The sequence below is a fragment of the Phenylobacterium sp. genome (genome assembly GCF_036264965.1).
In the GTDB taxonomy this organism is placed as follows: domain Bacteria; phylum Pseudomonadota; class Alphaproteobacteria; order Caulobacterales; family Caulobacteraceae; genus Phenylobacterium.
This window is the reverse complement of sequence record NZ_DATAPY010000025.1, coordinates 17,505-42,399: the sequence shown is the minus strand read 5'-3', so window position 1 is coordinate 42,399 and position 24,895 is coordinate 17,505. Positions and strand designations below refer to the sequence as shown.

Genomic DNA, 24,895 nt, shown 5'->3' with positions numbered 1-24,895 from the left:
GTGTGGAGCACCGACGCCGGGGTGCTGGAGGATCTGGCCGCCCAGGGCCATGCTCTGCCGCGCGTGCTGCTCGACTGGCGCCAGCTGGCCAAGCTCAAGGGCACCTACACCGACGCCCTGGCGCTGGCGGTGAACGAGCGCAGCCGGCGGGTGCATACCTCCTTCGCCCTGGCCTCGACCACCACCGGGCGCCTGAGTTCCTCGGACCCCAATCTGCAGAACATCCCGGTCCGAACCGAGGAAGGCCGCAAGATCCGCAAGGCGTTCATCGCCGAGCCGGGCCATGTGCTGATCAGCGCCGACTATTCGCAGATCGAACTACGCCTGCTGGCCCACATCGGCGACATCCCCCAGCTCAAGAAGGCCTTCGCTGAGGGGATCGACATCCACGCGCTCACCGCCTCGGAGATGTTCGGCGTGCCCGTGGAAGGCATGCCGGCCGAGACGCGGCGTCGCGCCAAGGCGATCAACTTCGGCATCGTCTACGGCATCTCGGCCTTTGGTCTGGCCAACCAGCTGTCGATCCCACGCGAAGAGGCCGGGGCCTATATCAAGACCTACTTCGAGCGCTTCCCCGGCATCCGGACCTACATGGACCGCATGCAGCGCCAGGTCCGCGCCGAGGGCTTCGTGACCACCATCTTCGGCCGCAAGGTCTACATCCCGGCCGCCCAGGGGAAATCGCCGGCCGAGCGGAGCTTCGGCGACCGCGCGGCGATCAACGCCCCGATCCAGGGCGCCGCGGCCGACGTGATCCGCCGCGCCATGGTGCGCATGCCCGCGGCGCTGCGCGAAGCCGGCCTCACCGCGAAGATGCTGCTGCAGGTGCATGACGAACTGATCTTCGAGGCGCCGGAGGCGGAAGCCGACGCCGTGATCGCCGTCGCCAGGCGAATTATGGAAAAGGCGCCGGAGCCTGCGGTCGCCTTGACCGTTCCTCTCGTGGTCGACGCGCGCGCGGCGGCCAATTGGGACGACGCCCACTAGGAGAGCTCCGGATGACTGGGGAGGCCGCCGCGACCGCCGCCGCCCTGCCCCGAATCCGGGTCTTCGCGCGTTTGCGCCGGCGGTTCGCCGCGGCGCCCTGGGCCGCGACCGCCGAGATGGCCGCGCGGCTGGGCTATGTGGCGCGCGGGGTGGTCTATCTCAGCATCGGGGCGATCGCCCTTTTGGCGGCGATCGGGCTGGCGCCGCACCCGCACGGGGCGATCGGCGCGCTCAAGGCCTGGGCCCGGTGGCCGCTCGGCGTCGTGCTGCTGTGGCTGACCGGCCTGGGGCTCTACGGTTTCGCCGGCTGGCGCGCCCTGCAGGCGGTGTTCGACGCCGACAACCAGGGAAGCGGCCCCAAGGCGCTGGCGAGCCGTCTGGGCCAGGCGCTCAGCGGCGTCATCTACGGCAGCCTGGCGGTGTCGATCTTCGGGATCATCGACACCCTGCACGACCTGCGCCACGCCGAGCTGGAGAAGACCAGCGAGCGGGTGGCCAAGGTGATGACCTGGCCGCTCGGGCCCAAGCTGGTGATCCTGCTCGGCCTCTTCATCCTGGCCTGCGGGGTCGGCAATGCGGTGCGGGCGATCTTCGACAACTTCGGTTCGACCCTGAAGTGCCAGCCGAAGGTAACCTCCTGGGCCTGCTGGCTGGCGCGGGTGGGCTATTTCGGCCGCGGCCTGGCCATGCTGCCGGTGGGGTTCTTCATGCTTCGGGCTGGTTGGCACGAGCGCGCCGCCGAGGCGCGCGGCGTCGGCAGCGCCCTGGGCGCCCTGCACGCCCAGACCTTCGGCGACGCGGTCCTGGCCCTGGTCGCCCTAGGCGTCGTGGCCTTCGGCGTCTTCGCCTTCGTGGAGGCCTGGTACCGCCCGATCCGCCCAGAGGCGGCGCTTCGCCAGGGTGAGGCACCGGGCGCGATTGAGAAGGACCGTGCGCCCCGGTCCTCCGCTCACAGAACAGTGTGATATTGACGATGGAGTCAAAAAGATCGAGCCTCCCCCTGACCTCGCGCATCAGACGCGAATCAGGGGGAATACAGATGGGAAAACTCTACGCAGCCGCCCGCGCGGTCGCCGTACTCGTAGCGATCGTCGCCGCCTTCACGACGATTCCTTACGCCGCGGTCGTTCTTCTCGTTCTTGGGGCCATCTCGGGCGTGGGCAACTCAGCCGAAGACAACATGCGCGTCTTCGTCATCTCCATCGTCCTGGCGGTGGGCTCGAAGTCGCTCGAGGCGATTCCGGACGTGGGCGTCTATCTGGCCGCCATCTTCGGCGGCATCGGGGTGGCGACCTTCGGCGCCTCGATCGCGGGGATCACCCTCGGTCTCTACCGGCGCACGGTGGGCGAACTGATGAGCAAGCCGGCCACCTAACGCCAGACGGCGCGCAGGCACTTCGCTTGAGCGGGGGGTCTGTGCGCCGGACGGCTGGCTGAATTGGGGGTCCTGGTGGAGCCGAGGGGAATCGAACCCCTGACCTCCTCATTGCGAACGAGGCGCTCTACCATCTGAGCTACGGCCCCCTGGAAGACCAGGAAGGCGCGGAATAACCCTTTTGGCCCCGCCTCTGTCAAGCCGCTGTCGGACCCTGCGGCGCCGCGCCCCTTCGCGGCTTGGCTTTGCCGGCGCCGCAAACCCCGCTAGAAGCGGGCCATGGGCTCCTTCCTCTACTTCATCGTCGATGGCCTGCTTGGCCTGCTCGTGGTGGCGATCATCATCAGCGCCATCCTGTCGTGGCTGGTGGCGTTCGACGTCATCAACCTGCGCAACCAGTTCGTCTATAATATCGCCCGCTTCCTGGACGCCCTGACCCGGCCGATCCTGCGGCCGGTGCAGAAGGTGATCCCGCCGATCGGCGGCGTCGACATCAGCCCGATCATCATCCTGCTGGTCATCCAGGGGGTGCGCCAGTTCCTGCTGCCCCTGGCCTTCGGACCGATTATCGCGGTCCTGCACTAGCGCCGATGCAGATCGTCGTCCGCGTCATGCCCCGCGGCGGGCGCGATGCGGTCGAGGGCTGGATCGCCGACGCCGACGGACGCCCGGTCCTGAAACTGCGCGTCGCCGCCGCGGCCGCCGACGGCGCGGCCAACGCCGCGGTGCTGGCCCTACTGGCCAAGGCGCTCGGGCGGCCGAAGTCCGCCCTCAGACTGGTCGCCGGCCAGACCGCGCGCCTCAAGCGGATCGAGGTCGAGGGCCTGGATTCCGCCGCCCTGGCCGCCGCCTTCGGTCCGCCGCCCGGCGGCTGAAGCAATTTCCGAACGGCGTTCGGAACCTATCGCGCGGGTGTCGGTTTATCGCAGCGATCCTTCGGCCATCCCCCCGCCGAAGAGGTCACGGGCCGGTCCGGCGACACCCTGGCATCCCCCCGACAGACGTCGGGCCGGCCAATTCCTTCCCCCCTGGTCTATCGAAGCCGGCGGCGCCAAATAGGCCGTCATGTCCCGCGCCGATCTCGCCCGCCTGATCGCCGACGCCAAGCGTCTGGTGGTGTTCACCGGGGCCGGCATCTCCACCGAGTCCGGCATCCCCGACTTCCGCAGCCCCGGCGGCGTCTGGAGTCGGATGAAGCCGATCTACTTCCAGGACTTCGTCGGCAACCCGGCGCGCCGCCGCGAGGCGTGGGAGCGGGCCTTCTCCGGCCGCGCCGGCTGGACCGGACGCGCGCCCAACGCCGGACACCATGCGGTGGCCCGGCTGGTGGCCCAAGGCAAGGCCACGGCGGTGATCACCCAGAATGTCGACAACCTGCATCAGGATTCAGGCGTGCCCGCCGATCAGGTGATCGAGCTGCACGGCAACGCCAGCTACGCCAAGTGCCTGGACTGCGGGGAGCGGCACGAGCTGGCGGAGCTGAAGGAGAGCTTCCTGAAGGCCGGCGAGATCCCCTACTGCCGCCGCTGCGGCGGACTGGTGAAGACCGCCACCATCTCCTTCGGCCAGGCGATGCCGGCCGAACCCATGGCCCGCGCTGAGGCCGCGACACTGGATTGCGATGCGTTCCTGGTGCTGGGCTCGTCGCTGGTGGTTCACCCGGCCGCCGGGTTTCCCCTGCTGGCCAAGCGCAACGGCGCGACGCTGGCCATCGTCAACCGCGAGCCCACCGACCTGGACGGCTACGCCGACCTGGTGCTGCACGACGAGATCGGCCCGGCGATGACCGGCGCCGTCCCGGCGAACTGAAAGCGGCTACTTCGGCGCCGCGGCCGGCGGCGCAACCGGCCCCGGAGCCGGCGCGGGGGCTGCACCCGGCGCTGCGGGCGGCGGGCCGCCGGGACCGACGAAGCTGTTGCGCAGGTTCGCGGCGGCGGCCTGGATCATGGCGCCGCAACGGGTCAGCTCGGGCTGCAGGTCGTTCTTGGTGAACTTGGCCTCCTCGGCCTTCACCGCGGCAGGCAGGTCGATACCCGGCGCGCGGGCGTTGATCCGGCCGGCGAAGAAATAGGTGCCGATCAGCGCGGGCTGCTGGCGCGTCTTGTCCTGGCTGAGCAGGGCCATGGTGAGCAGACAGCGGATATCGGAGGTGACCCCGCTGCTCGCGGCGGCGTGGGCCGGCGCGTGAGCGGTCGTCGCCGCGAAGGCGGGCGCGCCGGCGCCAAGCGTGACGGCCATCAGCAACGGCGCGGCGAAGGCTTGCATCGGGGATACCTCGAAACGGGGAAGAAGGGATGGTGCCGCCTAGGTGACTCGAACACCTGACCTACGCATTACGAATGCGCCGCTCTACCGGCTGAGCTAAGGCGGCCCATGGGCCTTTGAATCCGGTTGCGGCCGGGAGGCCCGGCCGCGAAGGAGCGCCTATTTAGCGGCTCTCGGCCCGCTCGCCAAGCGGCTCGCGCCGCGGCGTCGTCGAGCCGGCGCCGGCGCGGGTTCGGCGGCGGCCGCGTCCTCGTCCTCATAGCCCTCGTCGTCGAGGGGATAGAGCACCGGCTCGCGGCCATCGGGCCCCAGGAAAGCCGCGGCGTCGGCGTAGGCAATGGGCAGCTCCGGAAGCGCATTCAGGCCGCGCTCGCGGCGCTCGTGGCGCGGGTGGATGAGCTCGCCCGTCTCGGCGTAGGTGATCACCAGCCGGGCCCAGTCCGCCGGCTGATAGGCGAAGGCGCGGCCTTCCGGGTCAAGGTCGGACCAGTCCGGCTCCTGTGCGGCGTTCATCCCCTGGGCCAGCCACAGCCTGGCCTCGTCGGGCTGGGCGCAGGCGTAAGCGACGCGGGCGCGTAAGCCCGCGATCCGAGCCGTCACCAGCTCTTCGTCGAGGGCGGCCAGGGCCGTCCGGGCGCCCGTGGCGTCGCCAGTAACCAGGGCGCGCTCGACGCCGAGGATGCGGCTTTCGCGATGGTTGGGGTTCTGGGCGGCCAGTTCGGTGAGCCGCCGGGCGCGTTCGGCCGGGGTCTCGTCGGTCTTCAGGTCGCGGAAGGCGAGCCAGAGCGCCGGGTGCGGGGCAGTCTTCCAGGCGTTCTCCAGCACGGCCGTGGCGCGGCCGGTCTTGCCGTCGTCGGCCAGCAGGCGGGCGGCCATCACCACGCCGGGCGCGAAGCCCGGCTGCAGCTTGGCGGCCTCCACGGCGCTGTCGAGCGCCTGGTTGCGGGACTTGGGCTCGTTCGACGCCGAGAGCTGGGCGGCGAGCGCGGCCAGCAGGGCGGCGCGGGCCCGCTCGGCGGTGACCGGCGGGACGATCTTGCGGTCGGCGGCGTTCTTGACCAGCTCCAGCCCCGCGCTCCATTCGGCGGCGGCGAGGCGGGCCTCCAGCAGGGCGCGCCAGGCCCAGCGGGCGCTGCGGGTCTCGCTGAAGGCTTCCTGGGCGTGGCGCAGCGCCGTCTCGCGTTCACCCTGGGCCAGGGCCAGCTGCATGAGACCCTTGTGACCGGCCAGCCGCATGTCGGGGAAGCCCAGCATGGCGGTATAGGCGGCCTGGGTGGCGGCAACGTCGCCGGCGGCCTCGGCCGCCTGGGCGGCCAGGATGCGGACCAGCCCGGGGGTCTCGTCGGCGAGGTCGGCGGCCTTCTGCGCCAGGCGCCGCGCCTCGGAGCCGTCGCCGGCGGCGGCGGCCACGAAGCCGCGGGTGAGGGCCTCGTTGGCCTGGCGGCGGCGGGCCTCGGCGCGGGCGCGCTCGGCCCGCTGAGGCGCGGCCAGGATCCACAGAAGCGTGCGCCAGAAGACGGTGGTCAAGAGGGCGCCGAAAAGGACGATCAGCACCGCGACGGCGGCGGTCATGTCGGCGCGCCAGCCCAGCCACACCACGCTGGCGCGGCCGGCGTCGCCGGTCAGCGCCAGGGCCGCCACGGCGACCGCCGCAACGAAGAGGATGGTGAGGCTGGCGCGGATCATGCGCCGCCCCTCGCCTCGCTGGCCAAGGTCTGGAGCGCCCGGGCGCGCAGGGCGAAGGCGTTGCGGTCGATCTCGGCCCGGCGCTCGGCGCGGTTGCGCCACGGGGCCATGGCGTCCTTGGCCCCGGCGGGCAGCTTGTCGAGGGTGCGCAGCGCCCGGTCGAGGTCGCCGTCCTCCACCTGCCGCTCGGCGCGGGCTAGGACGGCGTCGACGCCGTCGCCGGCCACGTCGCCCACCTGGCGCAGGGTCACCACCCGGGAGAGCTCATAGACGATGCGGTCGCCCAGGCCCGCCTTGTCGCCTGGCGCGCGGGCGGCGCTGGCGGCGCGGGCGGCGTAGTCGGGATAGCTGGCGGCCAGCGCCGTGCGGCTGGGCGCGCCGACGACCGCCAGACGGGCGAGCGCCTGCAGCTCCGGCGAGGGCGGCGAGATCGCCCGCAGGCTGGAAAGCTCGTCGGCGAAGGGACCGGAACCCTGGGTGGCCTCGACCACCGCGGAAGCGGCCAGGGCGGCGGCGGCGGCCTGGGACGTATGGGACTGCTGGGTTTCCAGGGTCGCGACGCGCGCACCCAAGCTGGCGATGTCGGCGGCGGGCGCCGCGGGCGCGAGGGCGATGGCGGGCGTCGCCGCCGGGGCGGAGGCAGCGGCGGGCGCGGGCTCCACCGCGGCCGGCGCCTCCGCGGGCCTGGCCGGAGGCTTTGGCCCGAACCACCTGGGCCCGAAGTTGGCGATGGCCACGCCGGCGAGCACGCACAGCAGCATGAGCGCGATCATCGCCCAGAAGGTCACGCCGAGCAGCGGACGCGGGCGGTACTCGGCTGGATCCTTCGGCGCAGTGAGGTCCGAGGCGTCGGTGGGCGGGATCATGGGGTGCGGTCTATCAGATTCAGCAGCGCCCCTTCGAGAGGCATTGAGGGAAAGACGCGCGACCCGATCTTGACGCGCATAAGGGGTTTGAGCACGGCCTTGGAGAGGCCGAGCGCCCGCAGTTTCGGGGCCGGATTTGTCTTCAGAAGGGCGGCCAGCACCTGGGTGGCGCGCGGCGAATGCAGGAGAACCGCGTCGCAGGTCACCAGCTGGGCGACCGCCTCGTCTTCCAGCTTGAGGGGCGCGGTCTCGTAGAGCACGACGCGGTGGGCGGCGACGCCCTGCCGCTCCAACGCGCCCACCAAGTCGCCCGCGGGCTCGGCGGCGCTGGGGTTCAGCACCGCGCCGCGCAGTTCGCCGCGCCGCTGTCCGATGCCCTCGGCCAGGGCCTCCACGTCGCCGTCCGCCGACAGCACCAGTTTGAACCCCGCCGCGCGCGCGGCCTGGGCGGTCGCAGCCCCCACCGCGAAGACCCGCAGGCTTCGCTCGGCGCTGATGTCGGCGAAGGTCCGCACGCCATTGGCGCTGGTGAAGGCCAGGGCGGCCACGCCGCCAAGGTCGATCTGCACGTCCGGCAAGGGGCGCACCACCAGGAGCGGCGCGATCACCGCCTCATGCCCCAGCGCGCGCACCCGCTCGGCGGTGGCGTCCGCTCCGGGTTGGGCGCGGGTGATCCAGATTCTTTGTCGACGGCGTGCCATGCCCCATCTTGTGCGCCAGAGCCTTAACCTTCTGCAAACCGTGTTACGCCGAGGTCGGGCGCCGAGGAACCGCAATGCAAGCTCTGACCCGTGCGATGGTCGTCGCCCTGCTGGGGACCGCGAGCACGGCTGCCGCACAGGACGCGGCGTCCGCGGACGCCTTCGTGCGCAGCCTCTACGCGGCCTACCACAGCGCCCGGCCCGACTATCTGGGCCGGCAGGCGGGCGCGGTCTTCGCGCGGCCGCTGCTGCGGCTGATCCGGCGCGACGCCGCCCAGACGCCGGCGGGCGACGCCCCAAACCTCGACGGCGATCCGATCTGCGATTGCCAGGATTCCGCCGGCCTCAAGCTGACGGACGTGAAGGTCGAGGGCGGCGACGGCCACCACGCCACCGCGACGGTCCGCTTCCGGATCGCAGCCGACCGGCGGACGGTGACGCTGGACTTGGCCGCCGTTCAGGGGCACTGGCGCGTCAGCGATGTCCACACCGCCGAGATGCCGAGCCTGGTCTCGTTTCTGACGCGAAGCCTGCGCATCTCCCACCCGAAGGATTGACCATGGCCGACGATACGGCTCCGCCCGACGAGACCCCGATCCAGCGAGCGCTGCGCCTGAAGAAGGCGGCCATCGACGCGCGGCCGAAACCGCCGCGCGGCGGCAAGTTCCAGCGCGAGCAGGCGGCCGCGGCGCGCTCGTCGTCGAAATCCAAGCCCTGGATGTCGCGCTAAAGGGCTGAGAGGTCGATCGCGTCGCCGGCTTCGGCCTTCACGGCCAGGCCGAGGGACAGGCCCAGGTCCCGCGCGGACGCCTGGGGATCGGCCAGTTCCGTGAGATCGGCCTCGCCGGCGTGGCGGAAACGGCGGCTGCCGTCGGTCGAGAGCGCCTCGACGATCAGCTTCAGGTGCGCGCCCTCGAACCAGGCGTGGGCGCCGATGGCAGTCTTGCAGGAGCCTTCCAGGGCGGAAAGCGCGCCGCGCTCGGCGGCGACGGCGACGGTGGTGGGCAGGTGCTGGATCGCCTGCACCCAGGCCGCGTCGCAGTCGCCGATGCGGGTCTCGATGGCCAGCGCGCCCTGGCCGGGGGCCGGCGGGCACTCAAGGGGGTCGATCAGGCTCTGGGCGCGGTCGCCGAGGCCTAGGCGTTTCAGGCCGGCGTAGGCCAGGAGGATCGCGTCGGCGTCACCGGCCGCCAGCTTGGCGAGGCGGGTATCGACATTGCCGCGCAGCATCTGGACGTCGAGGTCCGGGCGGCGGTGCAGCATCTGCGCCTGGCGGCGCAGGCTGGCGGTGCCCAGGACCGCGCCCCGAGGCAGGTCTTCCAGGCGCTCGGCCTTCAGGCTGAGGAAGGCGTCGCGGGGATCCTCGCGCTCGGGGATAGCGGCGATGCAGAGGCCGTCGGGCAGCAGGGCCGGCATGTCCTTCAGCGAGTGGACCGCGCAGTCGATGCGGCCGTCGAGCAGGGCTTCCTCGATCTCCTTGGTGAACATGCCCTTGCCGCCGATCTCCAGCAGCCGCCGATCCTGAACCCGGTCGCCGGTGGTGGTGATGACAATCAGCGGCGCTGCGGCCTCGACCTGCTCGGGCCTGTCCGGGTCGGCGCCCAGGGCGGCGGCGATGCGGCGCTGCATATGGCCGGCCTGGGCCAGCGACAGCTTGGAACCTCGGGCGCCGATCCGGACTGGCGGTTGCGTGGGCACGGGCGGAGGGCTACCTCGGAGCGGACTTCAAGATGCGCCTGCTACAGGAGCGGGCGCCCCCCGGCAACCGGATGACCCCCAGCACTCAAACCATCCTCGGCCTGGAGACCAGCTGCGACGAGACCGCCGCGGCGGTGGTGCGGCGTGCAGCCGACGGCAGGGTGTCGGTTCTCTCCTCGATCATCGCCAGCCAGATCGCCACCCACGCGCCGTTCGGCGGGGTGGTGCCGGAGATTGCCGCGCGGGCGCATGTGGAGAGCATCGACGGCATCGCGGCCCAGGCGCTCCGTGAGGCCGGCGTCGGCTTCGGAGCCCTGACGGGCGTCGCGGCGACGGCGGGCCCTGGCCTGGTCGGCGGGGTGATGGTGGGGCTGTCGTTCGGCAAGGCTATCGCCCTGGCCCGCGGCCTGCCGCTGGTGGCGGTGAACCATCTGGAGGGCCATGCGGTCTCCGCGCGGCTGGCGGCGGCGGTCGACTATCCCTTCCTGCTGCTGCTGGTCAGCGGCGGACATTGCCAGTTGCTGTCGGTGGACGGGATCGGCGCCTGCCGCCGCCTGGGTTCGACGATCGACGATGCGGCCGGCGAGGCTTTCGACAAGATCGCCAAGACGCTGGGCCTGCCCTATCCCGGCGGGCCGGCGCTGGAGGCCCTGGCGGCGACGGGCGATCCCAGCCGCTTCGAGCTGCCGCGCATGCTGCTGGGCCGCAAGGACCTGTCCTTCTCCTTCTCCGGCCTGAAGACCGCCGCGGCGCGGCTGGCGGAGGGCCTGAAGAAGGGGCCTTCTGGGGACGCCGAGCGCGCCGATCTGGCCGCCACCGTCCAGGCGGCCATCGCGACCCAACTCGCCGAGCGCAGCGACCGGGCCATGGCCGCCTATGCGCTGGCGCACGAGGGCCGGGGCCTGCGTTTCGTCGTGGCCGGCGGCGTGGCGGCCAACAAGGCGGTGCGCGCGCGACTGCAGTCGGTGGCGGAGGCGCGGGGCTTTTCCTTCACCGCCCCGCCGCTCGCCTACTGCACCGACAACGCCGCGATGATCGCGCTCGCCGGCGCCGAGCGGATGGCGCTGGGGATGTCCGACGGCCTCGATGCCGCCGCCCGGCCCCGCTGGCCGTTGGATGAGGCCGCGGCCAGCGCCAACCCGACGCACGCGCCCGGCCGCAAAGGCGCGAAGGCATGACCCCCGCACGGGAAAAAAAGGCGGGCGTGATCGGCGGCGGGGCGTGGGGCACCGCCCTGGCCCAGGTCTGCGCGCGGGCGGGTCTGGAGACCACGCTCTGGGCGCGTGAGGCCGATGTCATCCGCGGCGTGAACCTCGACCACGAGAACACCAGCTTCCTGCCGGGCGTCGAGCTCGACCCCTCGATCCGCGCGACCGGCGACTTCGCCGACCTGGCCGCCAGCGACCTGGTGCTGGCGGTGACCCCGGCGCAGCACTTGCGCGCTTCCCTGACCGCCTTCGCGCCCCATGCCCGTGACGGCCTCCGCGTACTCCTCTGCGCCAAGGGGATCGAGCAGGGGTCGCTGAAACTGATGACCGAGGTCCTGGCGGAGACCATCCCGCAGGCGCAGGCCGCGGTCCTGTCGGGACCCAGCTTCGCCCGCGACGTGGCAAAGGGCCTGCCCACCGCAGTCACCCTCGCCTGCCCCGATCCCGGCTGCGCCGAGGACCTGGCCGAGCTGATCGCCACCCCGACCTTTAGGCCCTATTTCGCCACCGACGTGATCGGCGCCGAGGCCGGCGGGGCAGTGAAGAACGTGCTCGCCATCGCCTGCGGCATCGTGGAAGGCCGGGGCTTGGGCCGTAGCGCACACGCCGCCCTGATCACCCGCGGATTCGCCGAGCTGACCCGGATCGCCGTGGCCCTCGGCGGCGAGGCCGAGACGGTGGCCGGGCTCTGCGGCCTGGGCGACCTGGTGCTGACCTGCTCCAGCCCGCAGTCGCGCAATATGAGCGTGGGCCTGGCGATCGGCCGCGGCCAGACCTTGCAGGAGGCCCTGGCGGGTAAGCTTTCCGTAGCCGAGGGTGTAGAGTCGGCCCCGGCCGTCCGGCAGCTGGCAGCAAAGCTGGGCGTCGACATGCCGATCTGCGAGGCCACCGCGGCGATCCTGGCCGGCGAGGTGGGCGTAGACGACGCCGTCCGCGCCCTGCTCTCCCGACCCCTTCGTGAGGAATAATATGGCGCTCTTCGTCCTGGCCTGTTTCGACAAGCCCAATTCCCTGGACCTGCGCATGGCGACGCGCGAGGCGCATCTGGCCTATGCGGGCGAGCATCGGGCGATGATCAAGGTCGCCGGGCCACTGCTCGACGCCGCCGACGCCATGGCCGGCTCGCTGTTCATCCTGGAGGCCGAGAGCCGCGCCCAGGTCGAGGCGTTCAACGCCGCCGATCCCTATCAGAAGGCCGGCCTGTTCGGTCAGGTCGAGATCCGCGGCTTCAAGGCGTCCATTGGTCAGATTTGAAGACAATCCGGCGCGGCCGGCGGCGGGGCAGCGCCTCTGCGCGCTCGCCGAGCTGGCCGATCCGGGCTCCAAGGGCTTCCGGTTCCGGGCCGACAGCCGGCTGTTCGCAGGCTTCATCGTGCGCGAGGGCGAGGCGGTGCGCGGCTTCATCGACCAGTGCCCGCACGCCGGCTGGCCGCTCGGCTACGACGACCGCTACCTGACCAAGGCCGGCGACCACATCCTCTGCGCGGGCCACGGCGCCCTGTTCAATCTGCAGGGCGTCGGCGTCACCACCCCCTGCGTCGGCGACCGCCTGACCGCCTGGCCGGTGGAGGTGCGGGACGGTGAGGTGTTCACGGCCTAGATGCGAGATGCTCCCCCACAGGGGGAGCTGTCAGCGAAGACTGACGGAGGGGGTTTCATCCCCGGCCCACGGGATGTCGGCTATCGCGGACTCGGAGGCTGAAACCCCCTCCGTCGCCTTTGGCGACACCTCCCCCTCAATCGCGCTCCGCGCTGGGGGAGGATCTGCAGGATCTAGCCCGGCATCGCCTCGTTCGAAAACGCCGCCACGTCCTCGATCAGCCCAGCTACGGCGGCGGCGACCAGTTCGCCGCCCTTGTCCGGGGTCGCCTGGCCAGGGTCGGAGCCCATGCGGCCGTCGGGGTAGCGGGCGCGGAAATCGAGGGCCTCGCGGATCGGGCCGGTGGGGGCGATCTGCGGCGCGTAGTTGGCCGACTTGATGGCGTCCGGATAGCCCCACTGGGTGACGGCGATCTCCGAGGGCGTGGCGTGGCTGCCGTGGCCGGTGGGGAACTGGCGGTTGGCGAGGCCCATGACGCCCTTCAGCTCCCACCAGTTCTTCTGCTTGCAGGCGAAGCCGCGGTTGCGCTGGGCGTAGGTGGCTTCCGCGTAGAGCTCGGAAAAGGCCGCATCGATGGTGGCGACGTTGCCGCCGTGCCCGTTCAGGAAATAGAGCTTCTCGAAGCCGGCGAGGCCCAGGCTGCGGCACCAGTCGCCGATCGCCGCCATGAAGGTCGACGGTCGCAGCGCGATGGTGCCGGGGAAGCCCAGGTGGTGCTGGGCCATGCCGATGTTGAAGGTCGGCGCGATCAGCAGGTCGGAGGTCTTCTGCGCCTCGTGGGCGATGATCTCCGGGCAGAGCCAGTCGGTGCCAAGCAAGCCCGTCGGGCCATGCTGCTCGTTGGAGCCGATGGGGATCACCACCGTCCTGGAGCGCTTCAGGTAGTCCTCGATCTCTTGCCAGGTCGAGAGGTGCAGCAGCATGGGAGCCTCGTGGTCGCGAACTGATCCCGCATAAGCGCTTGGGAGCGCGGCGGCTAGGGCATGCCGGTGAGCGCGCTGGCGGCCACGGCCTTGGCCGGCATGCCCACCAGCCGCCAGACGCCGCCGCGCTTGGCGAAGTCGAGCAGGCATTTCTTGGTGGCGGCCTGCTCCAGGCAGACATGGCTGAGGTCGCGGACCTTCATGCGCGGGACGACCTGGGCCGGCGTCGGCGCGGGCGGCCAGTTGGGTGCGGTCTGGGCTGCGGCCAGGCGCACGGCCTGCGGGCTGATCATCCGGTCGAGCGCGAACTCCGAGGCGCCGCCGTCGACGTCCATGCCGCCGGCCTTGCCCATCTCGGCCAGCTGGTCGCGCAGATCGGCCTGGAGGGCGGCGCGGTCGACGCCCTTCTCGAAGGCGGCCTGGTCGTCCTTTTGCACGGCGGCGAGGAAGGCCGCGATGGCCTTCGACGCCTCGCCGCGCTCGCCCAGGCCGCAGGCGCTGAGCAGGAGCGCCAGCGCCGAGAGCGCCATCACCGGTCCCCTGATCTGCATGGCCAGACCATGGCGGGAGCCGCCGTTTCGGGCAAGCGTCGCCGCGGCAGTTGTTGCGCCCACCGGGCCTCTCCGCATACTCCACTGGAAACCGTCTTCGGGAGTGTCCAAGTGTCCGACAACGAAGTCTTTCCGGTCCCCGAGGCCTGGGCGAAGAACGCCCGGATGAACGCCGCGGGCTATGACGCCGCCGTGGCCCGTGTCGAGAGCGATCCGGATGGCTATTGGACCGACGTCGGCAATCGGCTGGATTGGATCACGCCGTTCACGGAAGTGAAGGACGTCTCCTTCGACGCCAAGGACTTCCGGGTGCGCTGGTACGGTGACGGCGTGCTGAACGTCTCGGTCAACTGCATCGACCGCCACCTGCCGCAGCGCGCCGATCAGACGGCGATCATCTGGGAAAGCGACGGCGGCGAGACCAGCGACAACATCACCTACGGCCAGCTGCACTCCGAAGTCTGCCGCATGGCCAATGTGCTGAAGGCCAAGGGCGTCAAGAAGGGCGACCGGGTCACCATCTACCTGCCGATGATCCCGCAGGCCGCCTACGCCATGCTGGCCTGCGCGCGGATCGGGGCGATCCATTCGGTGATCTTCGGCGGCTTTTCGCCCGACTCCATCGCCGGCCGCATCCAGGACTGTGATTCCAGGATCGTCATCACCGCCGACGAAGGCCTGCGCGGGGGCAAACCCGTGCCGCTGAAGAAGAACGTCGATGAGGCGCTGAAATCCTGCCCGGGCGTCACCGACGTCATCGTCGTGCGCCGCACCAAGGCCGACGTGGCGATGACCGAGGGCCGCGACGTCTTCTATTCGGAGATCAAGGCCACGGTCTCCGACCAGTGCGATCCCGAGCCGATGAACGCCGAGGATCCGCTGTTCATCCTCTACACCTCCGGGTCGACCGGAAAACCGAAGGGGGTGCTGCATACCACCGGCGGCTATCTCACCTGGGCCAGCCATACCCATGAGCTGGTGTTCGACTACCGGCCGGGCGAGGTCTTCTGGTGCACGGCCGACGTGGGCTGGGTGACCGGCCACAGCTATGTTGTCTACGGGCCGTTGGCCAATGCCGCGACCACGGTGATGTTCGAGGGCGTGCCCAACTACCCGACCTCCTCGCGGTTCTGGGAGGTCTGCGACAAGCACAAGGTGGAGATCTTCTACACCGCGCCGACCGCCATCCGCGCCCTGATGCGCGAGGGTGAGGCGCCGGTGACGCGCACCTCGCGCAGCACCCTCCGCCTGCTGGGCACAGTCGGCGAGCCGATCAATCCGGAGGCATGGCTCTGGTATCACCGGGTGGTCGGCGAGGGCCGCTGCCCGATCGTCGACACTTGGTGGCAGACCGAGACCGGCGCCTGCCTGATGACCCCGCTGCCGGGCGCCACGGCGCTGAAGCCCGGCTCCTGCGCCAAGCCCCTGCCCGGCGTGAAGCCGCAGTTGGTGGACGCCGACGGCAAGGTTCTGGACGGCGCGATCAGCGGCAACCTCTGCCTGACCGACAGCTGGCCCGGGATGATGCGCACGGTCTATGGCGACCACCAGCGGTTCATCACCACCTACTTCACCACCTACCCTGGCAAGTACTTCACCGGCGACGGCGCCCGGCGCGACGAGGACGGCTACTACTGGATCACCGGGCGCGTGGACGACGTGATCAACGTCTCCGGCCACCGGCTCGGGACCGCCGAAATCGAGAGCGCCCTGGTCGCCGATCCGAAGGTCGCCGAAGCCGCGGTGGTCGGCTATCCGCACGAGATAAAGGGCCAGGGCATCTACTGCTTCGTCACCCTCAAGGCCGACACCGAGCTGACCGCCAGCCTTGAGCCGGAGCTGAAGAACTGGGTGCGCCGCGAGATCGGCCCCTTCGCCTCGCCAGACGTGATCCAGTTCGCGCCGGGCCTGCCCAAGACCCGCTCGGGCAAGATCATGCGCCGCATCCTGCGCAAGGTGGCGGAAGGCGACATCGCCAACCTCGGCGACACCTCGACGCTCGCCGACCCCAGCGTGGTCGACGACCTAGTGCGCAACCGCGCCGACGACGGGGCGCCGGACATCATCACGCTCCCCACCGGCAAGGTCGACGCCGATGAGATCGAACGGGCGCTGGAAAGCCATGACGACGTGGCGGAGGCGGCCTGCGTCGGGGCTGGCGACGGCGTCCACGCCTTCATCGTCGCCTCGCCGGGCGCGCGGGTCACCGACGTGCTGGAAGCCGACCTGAAGGGCCTGGTCCGCCGCGAGATCGGCGCCACAGCCGTGCCGCAGACCGTGCGGTTCCTCTCCGCCCTGCCGCGGGCCAAATCCGGCGCTGTGGCCAGGCGGATCTTGCGAAAGGTGGCGGCCGGCGATCTCTCGAACCTCGGCGATCCGAGCACGCTGGCGGATCCCAAGGTGCTGGACGAGTTGCTCAAGACCCCAGCGAGCGCCTGAGACGTCCTCGGCGGCGGATGAGCAAGATGCGAACAGTCTTCCTCATCCTGGCGCCTTGCGCCGCCCTGATCGCCGCGCCGGCCGTCGCCACCGACCTGCCGGAGCGGGCCCAAGCGGCGCTGGAACGCGGGTGGCCCTATGTTGAGGTCAAGCCGGACGGCGACGGCTCCTCCGGCGTGATCCTGGCGGCCATCGACGTGTCTGCGCCGCAGGCGGCGGTCTGGAGCGTGATGACCGACTGCGACCTGGCGACGAAGCTGGTCGCCAACCTGAAGAGCTGCCGGATCCTCGACCGCGATCCGCAGGGACGCTGGGACATCCGCGAAGAGATCACCCGGATGACCTTCGCGCCCTCGGTGCGCACGGTCTACCGCGAAGACTTCGACCCGCCGAAGAGCATGACCTTCCACCGCACCGACGGCGACCTGAAGGTGCTGGAGGGCCAGTGGCGGCTGGTCCAGCACGGCGACCAGGTGCGGGTCACCTACGAGGCTCGCGTCGCCGCGCCGTTCGCCGTGCCCGGCTGGGTGGCGCGGATCGCGATGCGCCACGATGTGCCCATGGCGTTGCTGGCCCTGCGCCGCGAGGCCATGGCCCGGGCGCAATGACGCCGGACCTGCCCGCCGCCTTGCGCGGGGCGCTGGGCCGCGCGCTGGAGAGCGTGCCGCGCAAGGGCCTGGCCGAGCGCGCCGCTCGGACGTCGGAAGCCTATCGCGCAGGCAAGCCCTCGTCCGGCGTGATCCGTGAGGCCGACGACGCGCTGGCCTACGCGCTCACCCGCCTGCCCGCGACCTATGCCGCCTGCGCCACCGTGCTCGCCGAGGCGGCGCGGGCGGCGCCGGGCTTTGCGCCTGCAAGCCTGCTGGACGCCGGGGCCGGGACCGGCGCGGCGAGCTGGGCGGCGAGCGAGACCTGGCCCCGGTTAGCATCGCTCACATGGCTCGATTCCAGCCCACCGTTCCTGGTTCTGGCGGCGCAGCTTGCGGCGGAGGGGCCGCCGGCGCTCCGGACGGCCGAAGCGCGCCGCGCCGACCTGACGTCGGCAGGTCCGTGGCCCAAGGCCGAGGTCGTCGTGGCCAGCTATGCGCTCGCCGAGATCGCGTCGGACAGGCAAGATTCGACGGTCAGCGAATTATGGAACGCCTGCGAGGGCGTCCTCGCCCTGATCGAGCCCGGCACGCCCGCCGGGTATGCCCGAATCCTGGCGGCGCGCACGGCCCTGATTGAGGCGGGCGCCACGATCCTCGCGCCCTGTTCGCATGAGGCCGCCTGTCCGCTGGTCGCCCCCGACTGGTGTCATTTCTCCGTTCGCCTGCCCCGTAGCCGCGACCACCGCCAGGCCAAGGGCGCCGAGGTCCCGTTCGAGGATGAGCGGTTCAGCTACCTCATCGCCGCGCGGCCCGGGATCGCCGCGGAGTCGCGGCGCCCGCGAATCCTGGCCCCGCCGCGCACCGCCAAGCCCGGCATCGCACTGAAGCTCTGCGGGCCCGACGGCGAGGTCGAACAACGCGTGGTCCCTAAACGCGACAAGGCCGCCTATGCGGTTGCGCGGCGGCTCGACTGGGGCGACACCGTCTAGCCTGCCATTTCGGAGACCCGACCATGCCCAAGAGCCGTGAGATCCATCTGGTGAAGCGCCCGAGCGGCGCGCCGACGCCGGGCGACTTCGCCCTGGTCGAGCGCGAGGTGGTCGACGCCGCCGACGGCCAGGTTCTGGTGCAGAACCTGCTGATGTCGGTGGACCCGGCGATGCGGCCACGGCTCACCGCCGGCCAGGCGCTGGACGAGGCGATGATGGGCGGCGCCCTTGGCCGCGTCGTACAGTCGAAGACCGACGCCTTCGCGGTGGGCGACCTGGTGACCAATCGGCTGGGATTCCGCGAATACTTCACTTCCGACGGCAAAGGCCTGACCAAGCTGACGCCCGATCCCGACCTGCCGCTGACCGTCCACATGCACGCCCTGGGCGGCACCGGCTTCACCGCCTATGGCGGCCTGTTGCATATCGGCCAGCTGAAGGACGGCGAGCAGGTGTTCGTCTCTACGGCCGGCGGCGCGGTGGGTTCGGTCGCCGCGCAGATCGCCAAGATCAAGGGCTGCTATGTGGTGGGGTCCACCGGATCCGACGACAAGGCCGCCTGGCTGAAGGACGTGGTCGGGCTGGACGCGGTGATCAACTACAAGACCCAGCCCATCCGCCAGGCCCTGGAGGAGGCCACGCCCAAGGGTCTCGACGTCTATTTCGACAATGTCGGCGGCGACCATCTGGAGGCGGCGTTGCGGCGGATGAACACGCTCGGCCGCATCGCGGTCTGCGGCTTCATCTCCGGCTACAACTCAGGTCATTCCAACGTCTCGAACCTGTCGAACATCATCTATTCGCGGGTGATGCTGCGCGGCTTCGTGGCGCCCGACTTCATGCACCTCTACAGCGACTTCCAGCGCGATATGGCGCTCTGGCTGAAGGACGGGCGGGTGAAATACCAGGAGACGGTGATGGACGGCATCGCCGCTGCGCCCGCCGCTCTGATCGGCCTTATGGAGGGCGCCAACTCAGGCAAGATGCTGGTGCGCCTGGCCGACTGACGTACGGCGGGAACGGATGACCAAGCCGTAAGCTTCCTCCGGCGAGCGCCGGTGCTAAGGATGGCGGCCGCTCTTTTCAGGACGCCCCAGATGCCTCGCACGCCCCTCGGTTTCCTCGCCCTCAGCCTGACCCTGGCCTTCGCCGCGCCCGCCGTCTCGGCGTCCGACACGGTCCCGCCGATCGTCTATCACCAGCGGACGCTCCCCAACGGCCTGCAGGTCTATGCCTCACTGGACCGGACCACGCCGAACGTCACGGTACAGCTCTGGTACGGGGTAGGCTCGAAGGACGATCCCGCCGGGCGCTCCGGCTTCGCGCACCTTTTCGAACACCTGATGTTCAAGGCTACCAAGGACCTCCCCGCCGAGAGTTTCGACCGGCTGACCGAGGACGTGGGCGGCCTGAACAACGCCTCGACCGCCGACGACTACACCAACTACTACGAGGTGGTGCCGGCCAACCATCTGGAGCGCCTGATCTGGGCCGAGGCCGAGCGCATGGGCACGCTGGTCGTGGACGAGGCCAACTTCAAATCCGAACGGCAGGTGGTTGAGGAGGAGCTGCGCCAGCGGGTCCTGGCCTCGCCCTATGGCCGCCTCTTCAGCCTCTATCTGCCGCAGGCGACCTATACGACGCACCCCTATCACCGGCCCGGCATCGGCTCGATCGAGGAGCTGGACGCGGCCACTCTCGACGACGTGCGCGCCTTCCACGAGGCCTACTATCGCCCGGACAACGCCGCCCTGATCGTAGTCGGCAATTTCGATGAGGGCCAGCTCAACGCCTGGGTCGACAAGTACTTCGGGGCTCTGAAGAACCCCGCCGCGCCGATCAGGCGAGTGACCTCGGTCGAGCCGCGCCGCGTCAAGCCCGGTGTCTACGAGGGCTATGGCCCCAACGTGCCGCTGCCCGCGGTGGCGATCACCTGGCTGGGCGCCAAGGCCTCGGACCCGGACGCGCCGGCGCTGAAGGTGCTGGACGCCATCCTCTCCGGCGGCAAGTCGTCCCGGCTCTACGACAGCCTGGTCTATGAGAAGCAGATCGCCGCGGAGGTCTATTCCAACGCCGACCTGCCGGCCCAGCCGGGCAATTTCGCGGTGGGCGCGATCATGGCCTCCGGCCACAGCCTGGCGGAGGGCGAGGGCGCCCTGCTGGCCCAGGTCCAGCGCCTGCGCGATGCGCCGCCCACCCAGGCGGAGCTCGACACCGCCAAGACCCAGCTGGTCACCGGCAAGCTGCGCGAGCGCGAGACCATCGACGGACGCAGCTTCGCGCTCGGCTATGCGCTGCGCATCGACAGCGACGCGGCCAAGGCCAATACCGAACTCGCCGACCTGCAGGCCGTGACCGCCGCCGACGTGCAGCGCGTGGCCAAGAAATACCTCGATCCGCAAACCCGGATGACCATCCACTACCGGCCCGAGAGCGCGCGGCCCAAGGGCGAGACCGCGCTCGCCCTGCCGGCGCCGCCGAAGATGGTCGCCACCTACACCGGCCCGGTGTTCGCACTGGCGCCTGAGGGCCAGCGCCAGGCGCCGCCGCCGGTGGGCCAGCCCATCGCGCCCGTGCTGCCGAAGCCCGCGGAGAAGACCTTGGCCAACGGCCTGCGGGTGGTGGTGGCGCGGTCCTCCGACCTGCCGCTGGTCACAGCCGACCTGACGATCAAGACCGGCGGTTGGGCCGATCCCTCCGGCCTCTCCGGCGTCGCCGGCATGACCGCCGACATGCTGACCCAGGGCACCAAGACCCGCTCGGCCCGGGCCATCGCCAGCCAGACCGAGGCGCTGGGCGCCAATCTGGAATCCGGGGCCAGCCTGGAGGCCAGCTCCGTCACCCTCAACATGATGCCCAACAAGCTGGACGCCGGCATGGCGATCATGGCCGACGTGGCCCGCAATCCGGCCTTCGCGGCCGACGAGCTGGAACGCCAGCGGGCGCAGAGCCTCGACAGCCTGCGCGTCGCCTATCAGGAGCCGGGGCAGGTCGCCTCCTACGCCGCCGCGCCGATCGTCTTCGGCGGCACGCCCTTCGGCCACGTGGCCGCCGGCACGCCGGGTTCGATCGCCAGGCTGAAGCCGGCCGACCTCGCGGCCCTGCACTCGACCTGGTACCGGCCCGACAACGCCGTCCTGGTGCTGACCGGCGACATCACGCCTGAGCAGGGCTTCGCCATGGCCGAGAAGGCTTTCGGCGGCTGGGCCAAGCCGGCGGCGCCGCTCGCCCCGGCCCCGGTGGTCAAGCCGCAGGCCAAGCCGCGGGCCATCGTCATCGACCTGCCCGGCACGGGCCAGGCTTCAGTGAACCTGGCCAAAAGCGGCATCGCGCGCAGCGACCCGGACTACTATTCCGGCATCGTCGCCAACACGCTCTTGGGCGGCGGCTATTCCTCGCGGCTGAACCTAGAGATCCGGGTGAAGCGAGGGCTGTCTTACGGCGCCTCGTCGAACCTCTCGGCCAACCGCACCACCGGCTCGTTCCGCGCCGCGGCCCAGACCAAGAACGAGACCGCGCCGCAGGTCATGGACCTGATCGTCGAGCAGATGACCTCGCTCCGGACCACGCCGGCCAGCGCCGAGGAACTGGGCGCGCGCAAGTCGAACCTGGTGGGCGGGTACGGCCGCAGGCTGGCGACCACCGGAGGCCTGGCCGACATCCTCGGCAACCTCGCGCTCTATGGCGTCCCGCTGGACGAGATCACCCGCTACACCGCCCGCGTGGAGGCGGTGACGCCGGCGCAGGTGCAGGCCTTCGCCGCCCGGGTCATGGACCCGGCCAAGGCCAGCGTGATCATCGCCGGCGACGCCAAGACCTTCGCCGCGCAGATGAAGGCCAAGCGGCCGGACCTGGAGGTGATCCCGGTCGAGAAGCTGGACCTGGACAGTCCGACCCTGATGGCGCGGCCCTGATCAAGCTTGGCGATGCGAGACCGGTTCGATGTGGTGGTAGTGGGCGCGGGCGCGGCCGGGATCGCGGCCCTGCGCCGGCTGGCGCAGGCGAGCCTCGATGTGGTGGCGCTGGAGGCCCGCGGGCGGGTCGGCGGGCGGACCCATACGGTGATGACCTCGGCGGGGTTCCCGGTCGATTGCGGCGCCGGCTGGGTCCATTCGGCGGACGAGAACGTCCTGGCCAAGCCCATCGAGCAGGCGGGTTTCACCCTCGACCGCACGCCGCCGCACTGGATGAAGCAGGCCTTCAACCGGGATTTCTCGGCGGCGGACCAACGCGCCTACCGCGAGGCGTTCAATGCCCTGGACGTGCGGCTGGAGGCGGCGGCGGCGACGGGCGTCGACCGACCGGCGTCGGACTTTCTGGAGCCGGGAAATCGCTGGAACCCGCTGCTGGACGCCTTTTCCAGCTACTACAATGGCGCGGAATTCGACCAGGTCTCGGTCCTCGACTACGCGGCCTATGAGGATAGCGGCGTGAACTGGCGGGTGGCGGAGGGCTACGGCGCCGCGATCGCGCACTTTGCCGATCTCAGCCGGATCGTCACCGATTGCCCCGTAACCACCATCCATCACGACGGACCGGAGCTGGCGTTCGACACCGCCGAGGGCCGGATCACCGCGCGGGCCGCCGTCGTCGCCGTGCCGACGCCGGCATTGGCGCAAGGGCGCCTCGCCTTCTCCCCTGGGCTACCCGGCAAGGCGGAGGCCGCCGCGGGCCTTCCCCTCGGGCTCGCCGACAAGGTCTTCCTGCAACTGGCGGAGCCGGAAGCCATGCCGGTCGAGGGCCACCTGTTCGGCCGCGCCGACAGCACCGAGGTCGGCAGCTTTCACCTGCGGCCCTTCGGGCGGCCCTACGTCGAGGTATTTCTGGGCGGCCGCTGGGCGCGGACGTTGGAGGGCCAGGGCCCCGGGGCCCCGACCGCCTTCGCCATGGAGGAGCTGGGACACCTCCTGGGCTCGGACTTCCGGCGCGGCCTGACTCCCTTGGCGGAAACCCACTGGGCCAGCGATCTGTGGGCGCTGGGCTCCTATTCCCACGCCCTGCCGGGCCATTCGGGGGATCGCGCGACCCTGGCTGCGCCGGTCGAGAACCGCATCTTCTTCGCCGGCGAGGCGACCAGCCCGCACTTCTATTCGACGGTCCATGGCGCCTGGGAAAGCGGGCTACGCGCGGCGGAGGAAGCGATCGCTAGCCTGGGCTAGAGTTCGGCCGCCATGGCTGCGAGCTTGGCGACGGTGTTCATATTGCGCGAAGTCCCGGTCTTGGCGGCCGGGATGCGTAGCTTCGAATCCGCCATACCCTCGTCATAGAGGACGTAGATCTCCCGCAGGCCCAGGGCCACCTGCTCGTCCTTCTGACCCACGGCGTGGTCGAGGGCGTCCGGCGGCGGCGGATGGTCCAGGAAGATCGCCACGGTGCGGTTGCGCGGCGCCTCGGGAAACGGATCGTCGTCGCGCACGGCGGCCATCTCCGCGGCGGTGCGGACGCAGACGCCCACCGGCTTGCCGGCATAGTCGTGCAGCGCCTTTTCCAGGGCCACCTTAACCTGGGCTTCGGTGCGGTGGCTCTCGAAGACCACGTTGCCGCTGGCGATATAGGTTTTCACCTTCTCGAAGCCGGCGGCTTCGCACATGGCCTTCAGCTCGGTCATCGGCAGCTTGCCGGTCCCGCCGACATTGACGGCGCGCAGGAGGGCGATATAGGCGGTCATGAGGCCTCCGAAGATCGCCTGGTCCAGCGGCTAAGGTCGCGCTCCCTACCCATCAGCGCCAGCCCCGAGGCGATGGATTCCAGCTCCGCCCCGGTCTCGATCTTCGCCGGATCGAAGCGGCGGTGGAAGATGGCGCGAACCGCCGGCACCAGGGATGAGCCGCCGGTCAGGAAGATGCGGTCCACGCCGTCGGGGCCCAGGCCGGCGTTGGCCAGGGCCTCGTCCACCGCCTTTTCGATCAGCGCCAGCTCCGGCGCGATCCAGCCCTCGAAGGTCGCCCGGCGTACGCCGCCCTTCAGCGAGATCGTGCCGGCCTCGAACTCGAAGAGGGCCGCGTCGTCCGCCGACAGGGCCTCCTTCAGGCGGCTGACCGAGCGGTAGAGCTGGTAGCCGTAGTTCTCATCCAGAGTCTCCACCAAGCGCTCGATCTTCTCGGGCTCGGTCGCCTCGCGGACCAGGGCGCGGATCTCGCGCATGTCGCGGCTGGCGCGCATCAGGGCCAGTTGGTCCCAACGGGCGAAGGCGGAATAGTAGCGGTTGGGGATCGGCAAGGTCTTGCCGAAGCTCAGATAGCTCGACCCCTTGCCCAGCGCCGGCGAGACCAGGTTGTCGATGATCCGGTAGTCGAAGGCGTCGCCGGCCACGCCGACGCCGGAGCGGCCTAGCGGGTGGCTGCGGATCTCGCCGGCCTCACGCTCGAAGCGGATGATCGAGAAGTCGGAGGTGCCGCCACCGAAGTCGCCCACAAGCACCGTGGCGTCATGGTCCAGCTCGCGGGCGAAGAAGAAGGCCGCGCCCACCGGTTCGTAGGCGTAGAGGATCTCCCTGAAGCCCATCCGTTCGAACGCCGTCTCATAGCGCGACAGGGCCAGGGGCTCACTGGGCGCGCCGCCGGCGAAGGTGACGGGCCGACCGACGATCACCCGCTCCGGCAGCTCGACCATGCCGGCTTCGGCGTAGCCGCGCAGCTTCAGGAGGAAGGTCGAGAGCAGGTCTTCGAACCGATAGCGGCGGTTCAGGATCGTGGTCTCGCTGAAGCTTTCCGAGGCCGCGAAGCTCTTGAACGACTGGATGAAGCGGGTCTCGGCCGGGTCCTCCACATAGGCCTCGATCGCCCAGGGCCCGGCGGCGATGGCGCGGTCATTGGGCTTGTCGCCGGCGTGGAACGACAGGCAGCTTCGGAAGGCGAACAGCTCACCTTCCGGGGCCGGGAACTGCACCAGATGCGCCGGCCCGGCCGCGTCGGCGAGCGCCACGACCGTGTTGGTCGTGCCGAAGTCGATGCCGAGACTAAGGGCCGAACTCATAGTGCGCTCCAATCGGGAAGGACGACGAGATCGCCCGCTCCC

General features: G+C 70.6%; 27 protein-coding genes, 2 tRNA genes and 1 pseudogene. 19 read left to right on the top strand and 11 right to left on the bottom strand.

All coding sequences use genetic code 11. The features are described from left to right. The 3 genes from VHS75_RS03315 to VHS75_RS03305 form a co-directional block, all read left to right on the top strand. Nucleotides 1-987: DNA polymerase (locus VHS75_RS03315; RefSeq protein WP_329637178.1), on the top strand; the 987-nt coding region annotated here is incomplete at its 5' end. Between the two features lie 11 nt (nt 988-998). Then, nucleotides 999-1,952 carry a DUF1206 domain-containing protein gene (locus tag VHS75_RS03310; protein ID WP_329637177.1) on the top strand — a complete coding sequence of 318 codons (954 nt, stop codon included), beginning with the start codon at nt 999-1,001 and terminating at the stop codon, nt 1,950-1,952. Between the two features lie 74 nt (nt 1,953-2,026). After that, nucleotides 2,027-2,362: a hypothetical protein gene (locus VHS75_RS03305; protein ID WP_329637176.1), complete on the top strand. Its 336-nt coding sequence runs from the start codon at nt 2,027-2,029 to the stop codon at nt 2,360-2,362. Nucleotides 2,363-2,435: 73 nt separating this feature from the next. Here VHS75_RS03305 and VHS75_RS03300 read toward each other — a convergent pair. Then, nucleotides 2,436-2,511 (bottom strand) — tRNA-Ala (locus tag VHS75_RS03300). Between the two features lie 130 nt (nt 2,512-2,641). On the opposite strand from VHS75_RS03300, the gene VHS75_RS03295 reads away from it, so the two are divergent. The 3 genes from VHS75_RS03295 (at nt 2,642) to VHS75_RS03285 (ending at nt 4,171) form a co-directional block, all read left to right on the top strand. Then, nucleotides 2,642-2,947, top strand: a complete 306-nt coding sequence (locus VHS75_RS03295; protein ID WP_329637175.1) for a YggT family protein — start codon at nt 2,642-2,644, stop codon at nt 2,945-2,947. 5 nt (nt 2,948-2,952) lie between these two features. Then, nucleotides 2,953-3,237, top strand: coding sequence for a DUF167 family protein (locus tag VHS75_RS03290; protein WP_329637174.1), 285 nt, complete (start codon nt 2,953-2,955; stop codon nt 3,235-3,237). 190 nt (nt 3,238-3,427) lie between these two features. Further along, a complete protein-coding gene (locus VHS75_RS03285; protein WP_329637173.1) occupies nt 3,428-4,171 on the top strand; it encodes a Sir2 family NAD-dependent protein deacetylase in 744 nt (247 codons plus the stop codon). A 6-nt stretch (nt 4,172-4,177) separates the two neighbouring features. On the opposite strand, the gene VHS75_RS03280 is transcribed toward VHS75_RS03285, so the two are convergent. The 5 genes from VHS75_RS03280 to VHS75_RS03260 form a co-directional block, all read right to left on the bottom strand. Next, a complete protein-coding gene (locus VHS75_RS03280; RefSeq protein ID WP_329637172.1) occupies nt 4,178-4,627 on the bottom strand; it encodes a hypothetical protein in 450 nt (149 codons plus the stop codon). Nucleotides 4,628-4,657: 30 nt separating this feature from the next. Beyond that, nucleotides 4,658-4,733: transfer RNA gene (locus VHS75_RS03275), tRNA-Thr, on the bottom strand. A 53-nt stretch (nt 4,734-4,786) separates the two neighbouring features. Further along, a complete protein-coding gene (locus tag VHS75_RS03270) occupies nt 4,787-6,313 on the bottom strand; it encodes a heme biosynthesis HemY N-terminal domain-containing protein (protein WP_329637171.1) in 1,527 nt (508 codons plus the stop codon). Beyond that, a complete protein-coding gene (locus tag VHS75_RS03265) occupies nt 6,310-7,179 on the bottom strand; it encodes a COG4223 family protein (protein WP_329637170.1) in 870 nt (289 codons plus the stop codon). The genes VHS75_RS03270 and VHS75_RS03265 overlap by 4 nt, the downstream gene beginning before the upstream one ends. Beyond that, entirely contained in the window at nt 7,176-7,880 is a 705-nt protein-coding gene (locus VHS75_RS03260) for a uroporphyrinogen-III synthase (protein ID WP_329637169.1), read from the bottom strand. The genes VHS75_RS03265 and VHS75_RS03260 overlap by 4 nt, the downstream gene beginning before the upstream one ends. Nucleotides 7,881-7,954: 74 nt before the next feature. On the opposite strand from VHS75_RS03260, the gene VHS75_RS03255 reads away from it, so the two are divergent. Further along, on the top strand, nt 7,955-8,437 hold the full coding sequence (locus tag VHS75_RS03255; protein ID WP_329637168.1) for a DUF3828 domain-containing protein: 483 nt from the start codon (nt 7,955-7,957) through the stop codon (nt 8,435-8,437). Nucleotides 8,438-8,439: 2 nt separating this feature from the next. Next, nucleotides 8,440-8,610: a hypothetical protein gene (locus VHS75_RS03250; RefSeq protein ID WP_329637167.1), complete on the top strand. Its 171-nt coding sequence runs from the start codon at nt 8,440-8,442 to the stop codon at nt 8,608-8,610. Here the strand turns inward: VHS75_RS03250 and hemC are convergent. Beyond that, nucleotides 8,607-9,578 (bottom strand): hydroxymethylbilane synthase, encoded by a 972-nt coding sequence (gene hemC / locus VHS75_RS03245; protein WP_329637166.1) that lies wholly within the window; start codon nt 9,576-9,578, stop codon nt 8,607-8,609. The two genes, VHS75_RS03250 and hemC, sit on opposite strands and share 4 nt — an antisense overlap. Before the next feature lie 71 nt (nt 9,579-9,649). Here hemC and tsaD point away from each other — a divergent pair, with 71 nt between their 5' ends. From tsaD to VHS75_RS03225, 4 genes are read left to right on the top strand one after another with little or no spacing between them, the layout of a single operon-like run. Next, nucleotides 9,650-10,756, top strand: coding sequence for a tRNA (adenosine(37)-N6)-threonylcarbamoyltransferase complex transferase subunit TsaD (gene tsaD, locus VHS75_RS03240; RefSeq protein ID WP_329637181.1), 1,107 nt, complete (start codon nt 9,650-9,652; stop codon nt 10,754-10,756). Beyond that, a complete protein-coding gene (locus tag VHS75_RS03235; RefSeq protein WP_329637165.1) occupies nt 10,753-11,754 on the top strand; it encodes an NAD(P)H-dependent glycerol-3-phosphate dehydrogenase in 1,002 nt (333 codons plus the stop codon). Before tsaD ends, VHS75_RS03235 begins: the two co-directional genes overlap by 4 nt. A gap of 1 nt (nt 11,755) precedes the next feature. Further along, nucleotides 11,756-12,040, top strand: coding sequence for a YciI family protein (locus VHS75_RS03230; protein WP_329637164.1), 285 nt, complete (start codon nt 11,756-11,758; stop codon nt 12,038-12,040). Next, nucleotides 12,027-12,386 carry a Rieske (2Fe-2S) protein gene (locus tag VHS75_RS03225; RefSeq protein WP_329637163.1) on the top strand — a complete coding sequence of 120 codons (360 nt, stop codon included), beginning with the start codon at nt 12,027-12,029 and terminating at the stop codon, nt 12,384-12,386. The genes VHS75_RS03230 and VHS75_RS03225 overlap by 14 nt, the downstream gene beginning before the upstream one ends. Nucleotides 12,387-12,559: 173 nt before the next feature. Here the strand turns inward: VHS75_RS03225 and VHS75_RS03220 are convergent, their stop codons facing one another. Together VHS75_RS03220 and VHS75_RS03215 are read right to left on the bottom strand one after the other, a co-directional pair. Then, complete coding sequence (locus tag VHS75_RS03220; protein ID WP_329637162.1) at nt 12,560-13,309, bottom strand: creatininase family protein; 750 nt, start codon at nt 13,307-13,309, stop codon at nt 12,560-12,562. Nucleotides 13,310-13,362: 53 nt separating this feature from the next. Beyond that, complete coding sequence (locus VHS75_RS03215) at nt 13,363-13,860, bottom strand: hypothetical protein (protein ID WP_329637161.1); 498 nt, start codon at nt 13,858-13,860, stop codon at nt 13,363-13,365. A 111-nt stretch (nt 13,861-13,971) separates the two neighbouring features. On the opposite strand from VHS75_RS03215, the pseudogene acs reads away from it, so the two are divergent. From acs to VHS75_RS03180, 7 genes and pseudogenes are all read left to right on the top strand, one after another. Next, nucleotides 13,972-15,903 (top strand): annotated as a pseudogene (gene acs, locus VHS75_RS03210) (acetate--CoA ligase); the annotation flags it as partial. Beyond that, complete coding sequence (locus VHS75_RS03205; RefSeq protein ID WP_329637180.1) at nt 15,889-16,299, top strand: AMP-binding enzyme; 411 nt, start codon at nt 15,889-15,891, stop codon at nt 16,297-16,299. The pseudogene acs and the gene VHS75_RS03205, both read left to right, overlap by 15 nt. A gap of 26 nt (nt 16,300-16,325) precedes the next feature. Then, nucleotides 16,326-16,907, top strand: coding sequence for an SRPBCC family protein (locus tag VHS75_RS03200; RefSeq protein ID WP_329637160.1), 582 nt, complete (start codon nt 16,326-16,328; stop codon nt 16,905-16,907). Beyond that, on the top strand, nt 16,904-17,878 hold the full coding sequence (locus VHS75_RS03195; RefSeq protein ID WP_329637159.1) for a small ribosomal subunit Rsm22 family protein: 975 nt from the start codon (nt 16,904-16,906) through the stop codon (nt 17,876-17,878). The genes VHS75_RS03200 and VHS75_RS03195 overlap by 4 nt, the downstream gene beginning before the upstream one ends. Before the next feature lie 23 nt (nt 17,879-17,901). Next, nucleotides 17,902-18,885 carry an NADP-dependent oxidoreductase gene (locus tag VHS75_RS03190; RefSeq protein ID WP_329637158.1) on the top strand — a complete coding sequence of 328 codons (984 nt, stop codon included), beginning with the start codon at nt 17,902-17,904 and terminating at the stop codon, nt 18,883-18,885. 90 nt (nt 18,886-18,975) lie between these two features. Further along, the gene (locus tag VHS75_RS03185; protein ID WP_329637157.1) at nt 18,976-21,792 is read left to right on the top strand and encodes a pitrilysin family protein; all 2,817 of its coding nucleotides are present in this window, start codon (nt 18,976-18,978) and stop codon (nt 21,790-21,792) included. A 12-nt stretch (nt 21,793-21,804) separates the two neighbouring features. Beyond that, complete coding sequence (locus VHS75_RS03180) at nt 21,805-23,037, top strand: NAD(P)/FAD-dependent oxidoreductase (RefSeq protein WP_329637156.1); 1,233 nt, start codon at nt 21,805-21,807, stop codon at nt 23,035-23,037. Here VHS75_RS03180 and VHS75_RS03175 read toward each other — a convergent pair. Continuing rightward, complete coding sequence (locus VHS75_RS03175; RefSeq protein ID WP_329637155.1) at nt 23,034-23,546, bottom strand: DUF1697 domain-containing protein; 513 nt, start codon at nt 23,544-23,546, stop codon at nt 23,034-23,036. The genes VHS75_RS03180 and VHS75_RS03175 overlap by 4 nt on opposite strands. After that, entirely contained in the window at nt 23,543-24,853 is a 1,311-nt protein-coding gene (locus VHS75_RS03170) for an Hsp70 family protein (protein ID WP_329637154.1), read from the bottom strand. Before VHS75_RS03170 ends, VHS75_RS03175 begins: the two co-directional genes overlap by 4 nt. Nucleotides 24,854-24,895: the final 42 nt, after the last annotated feature.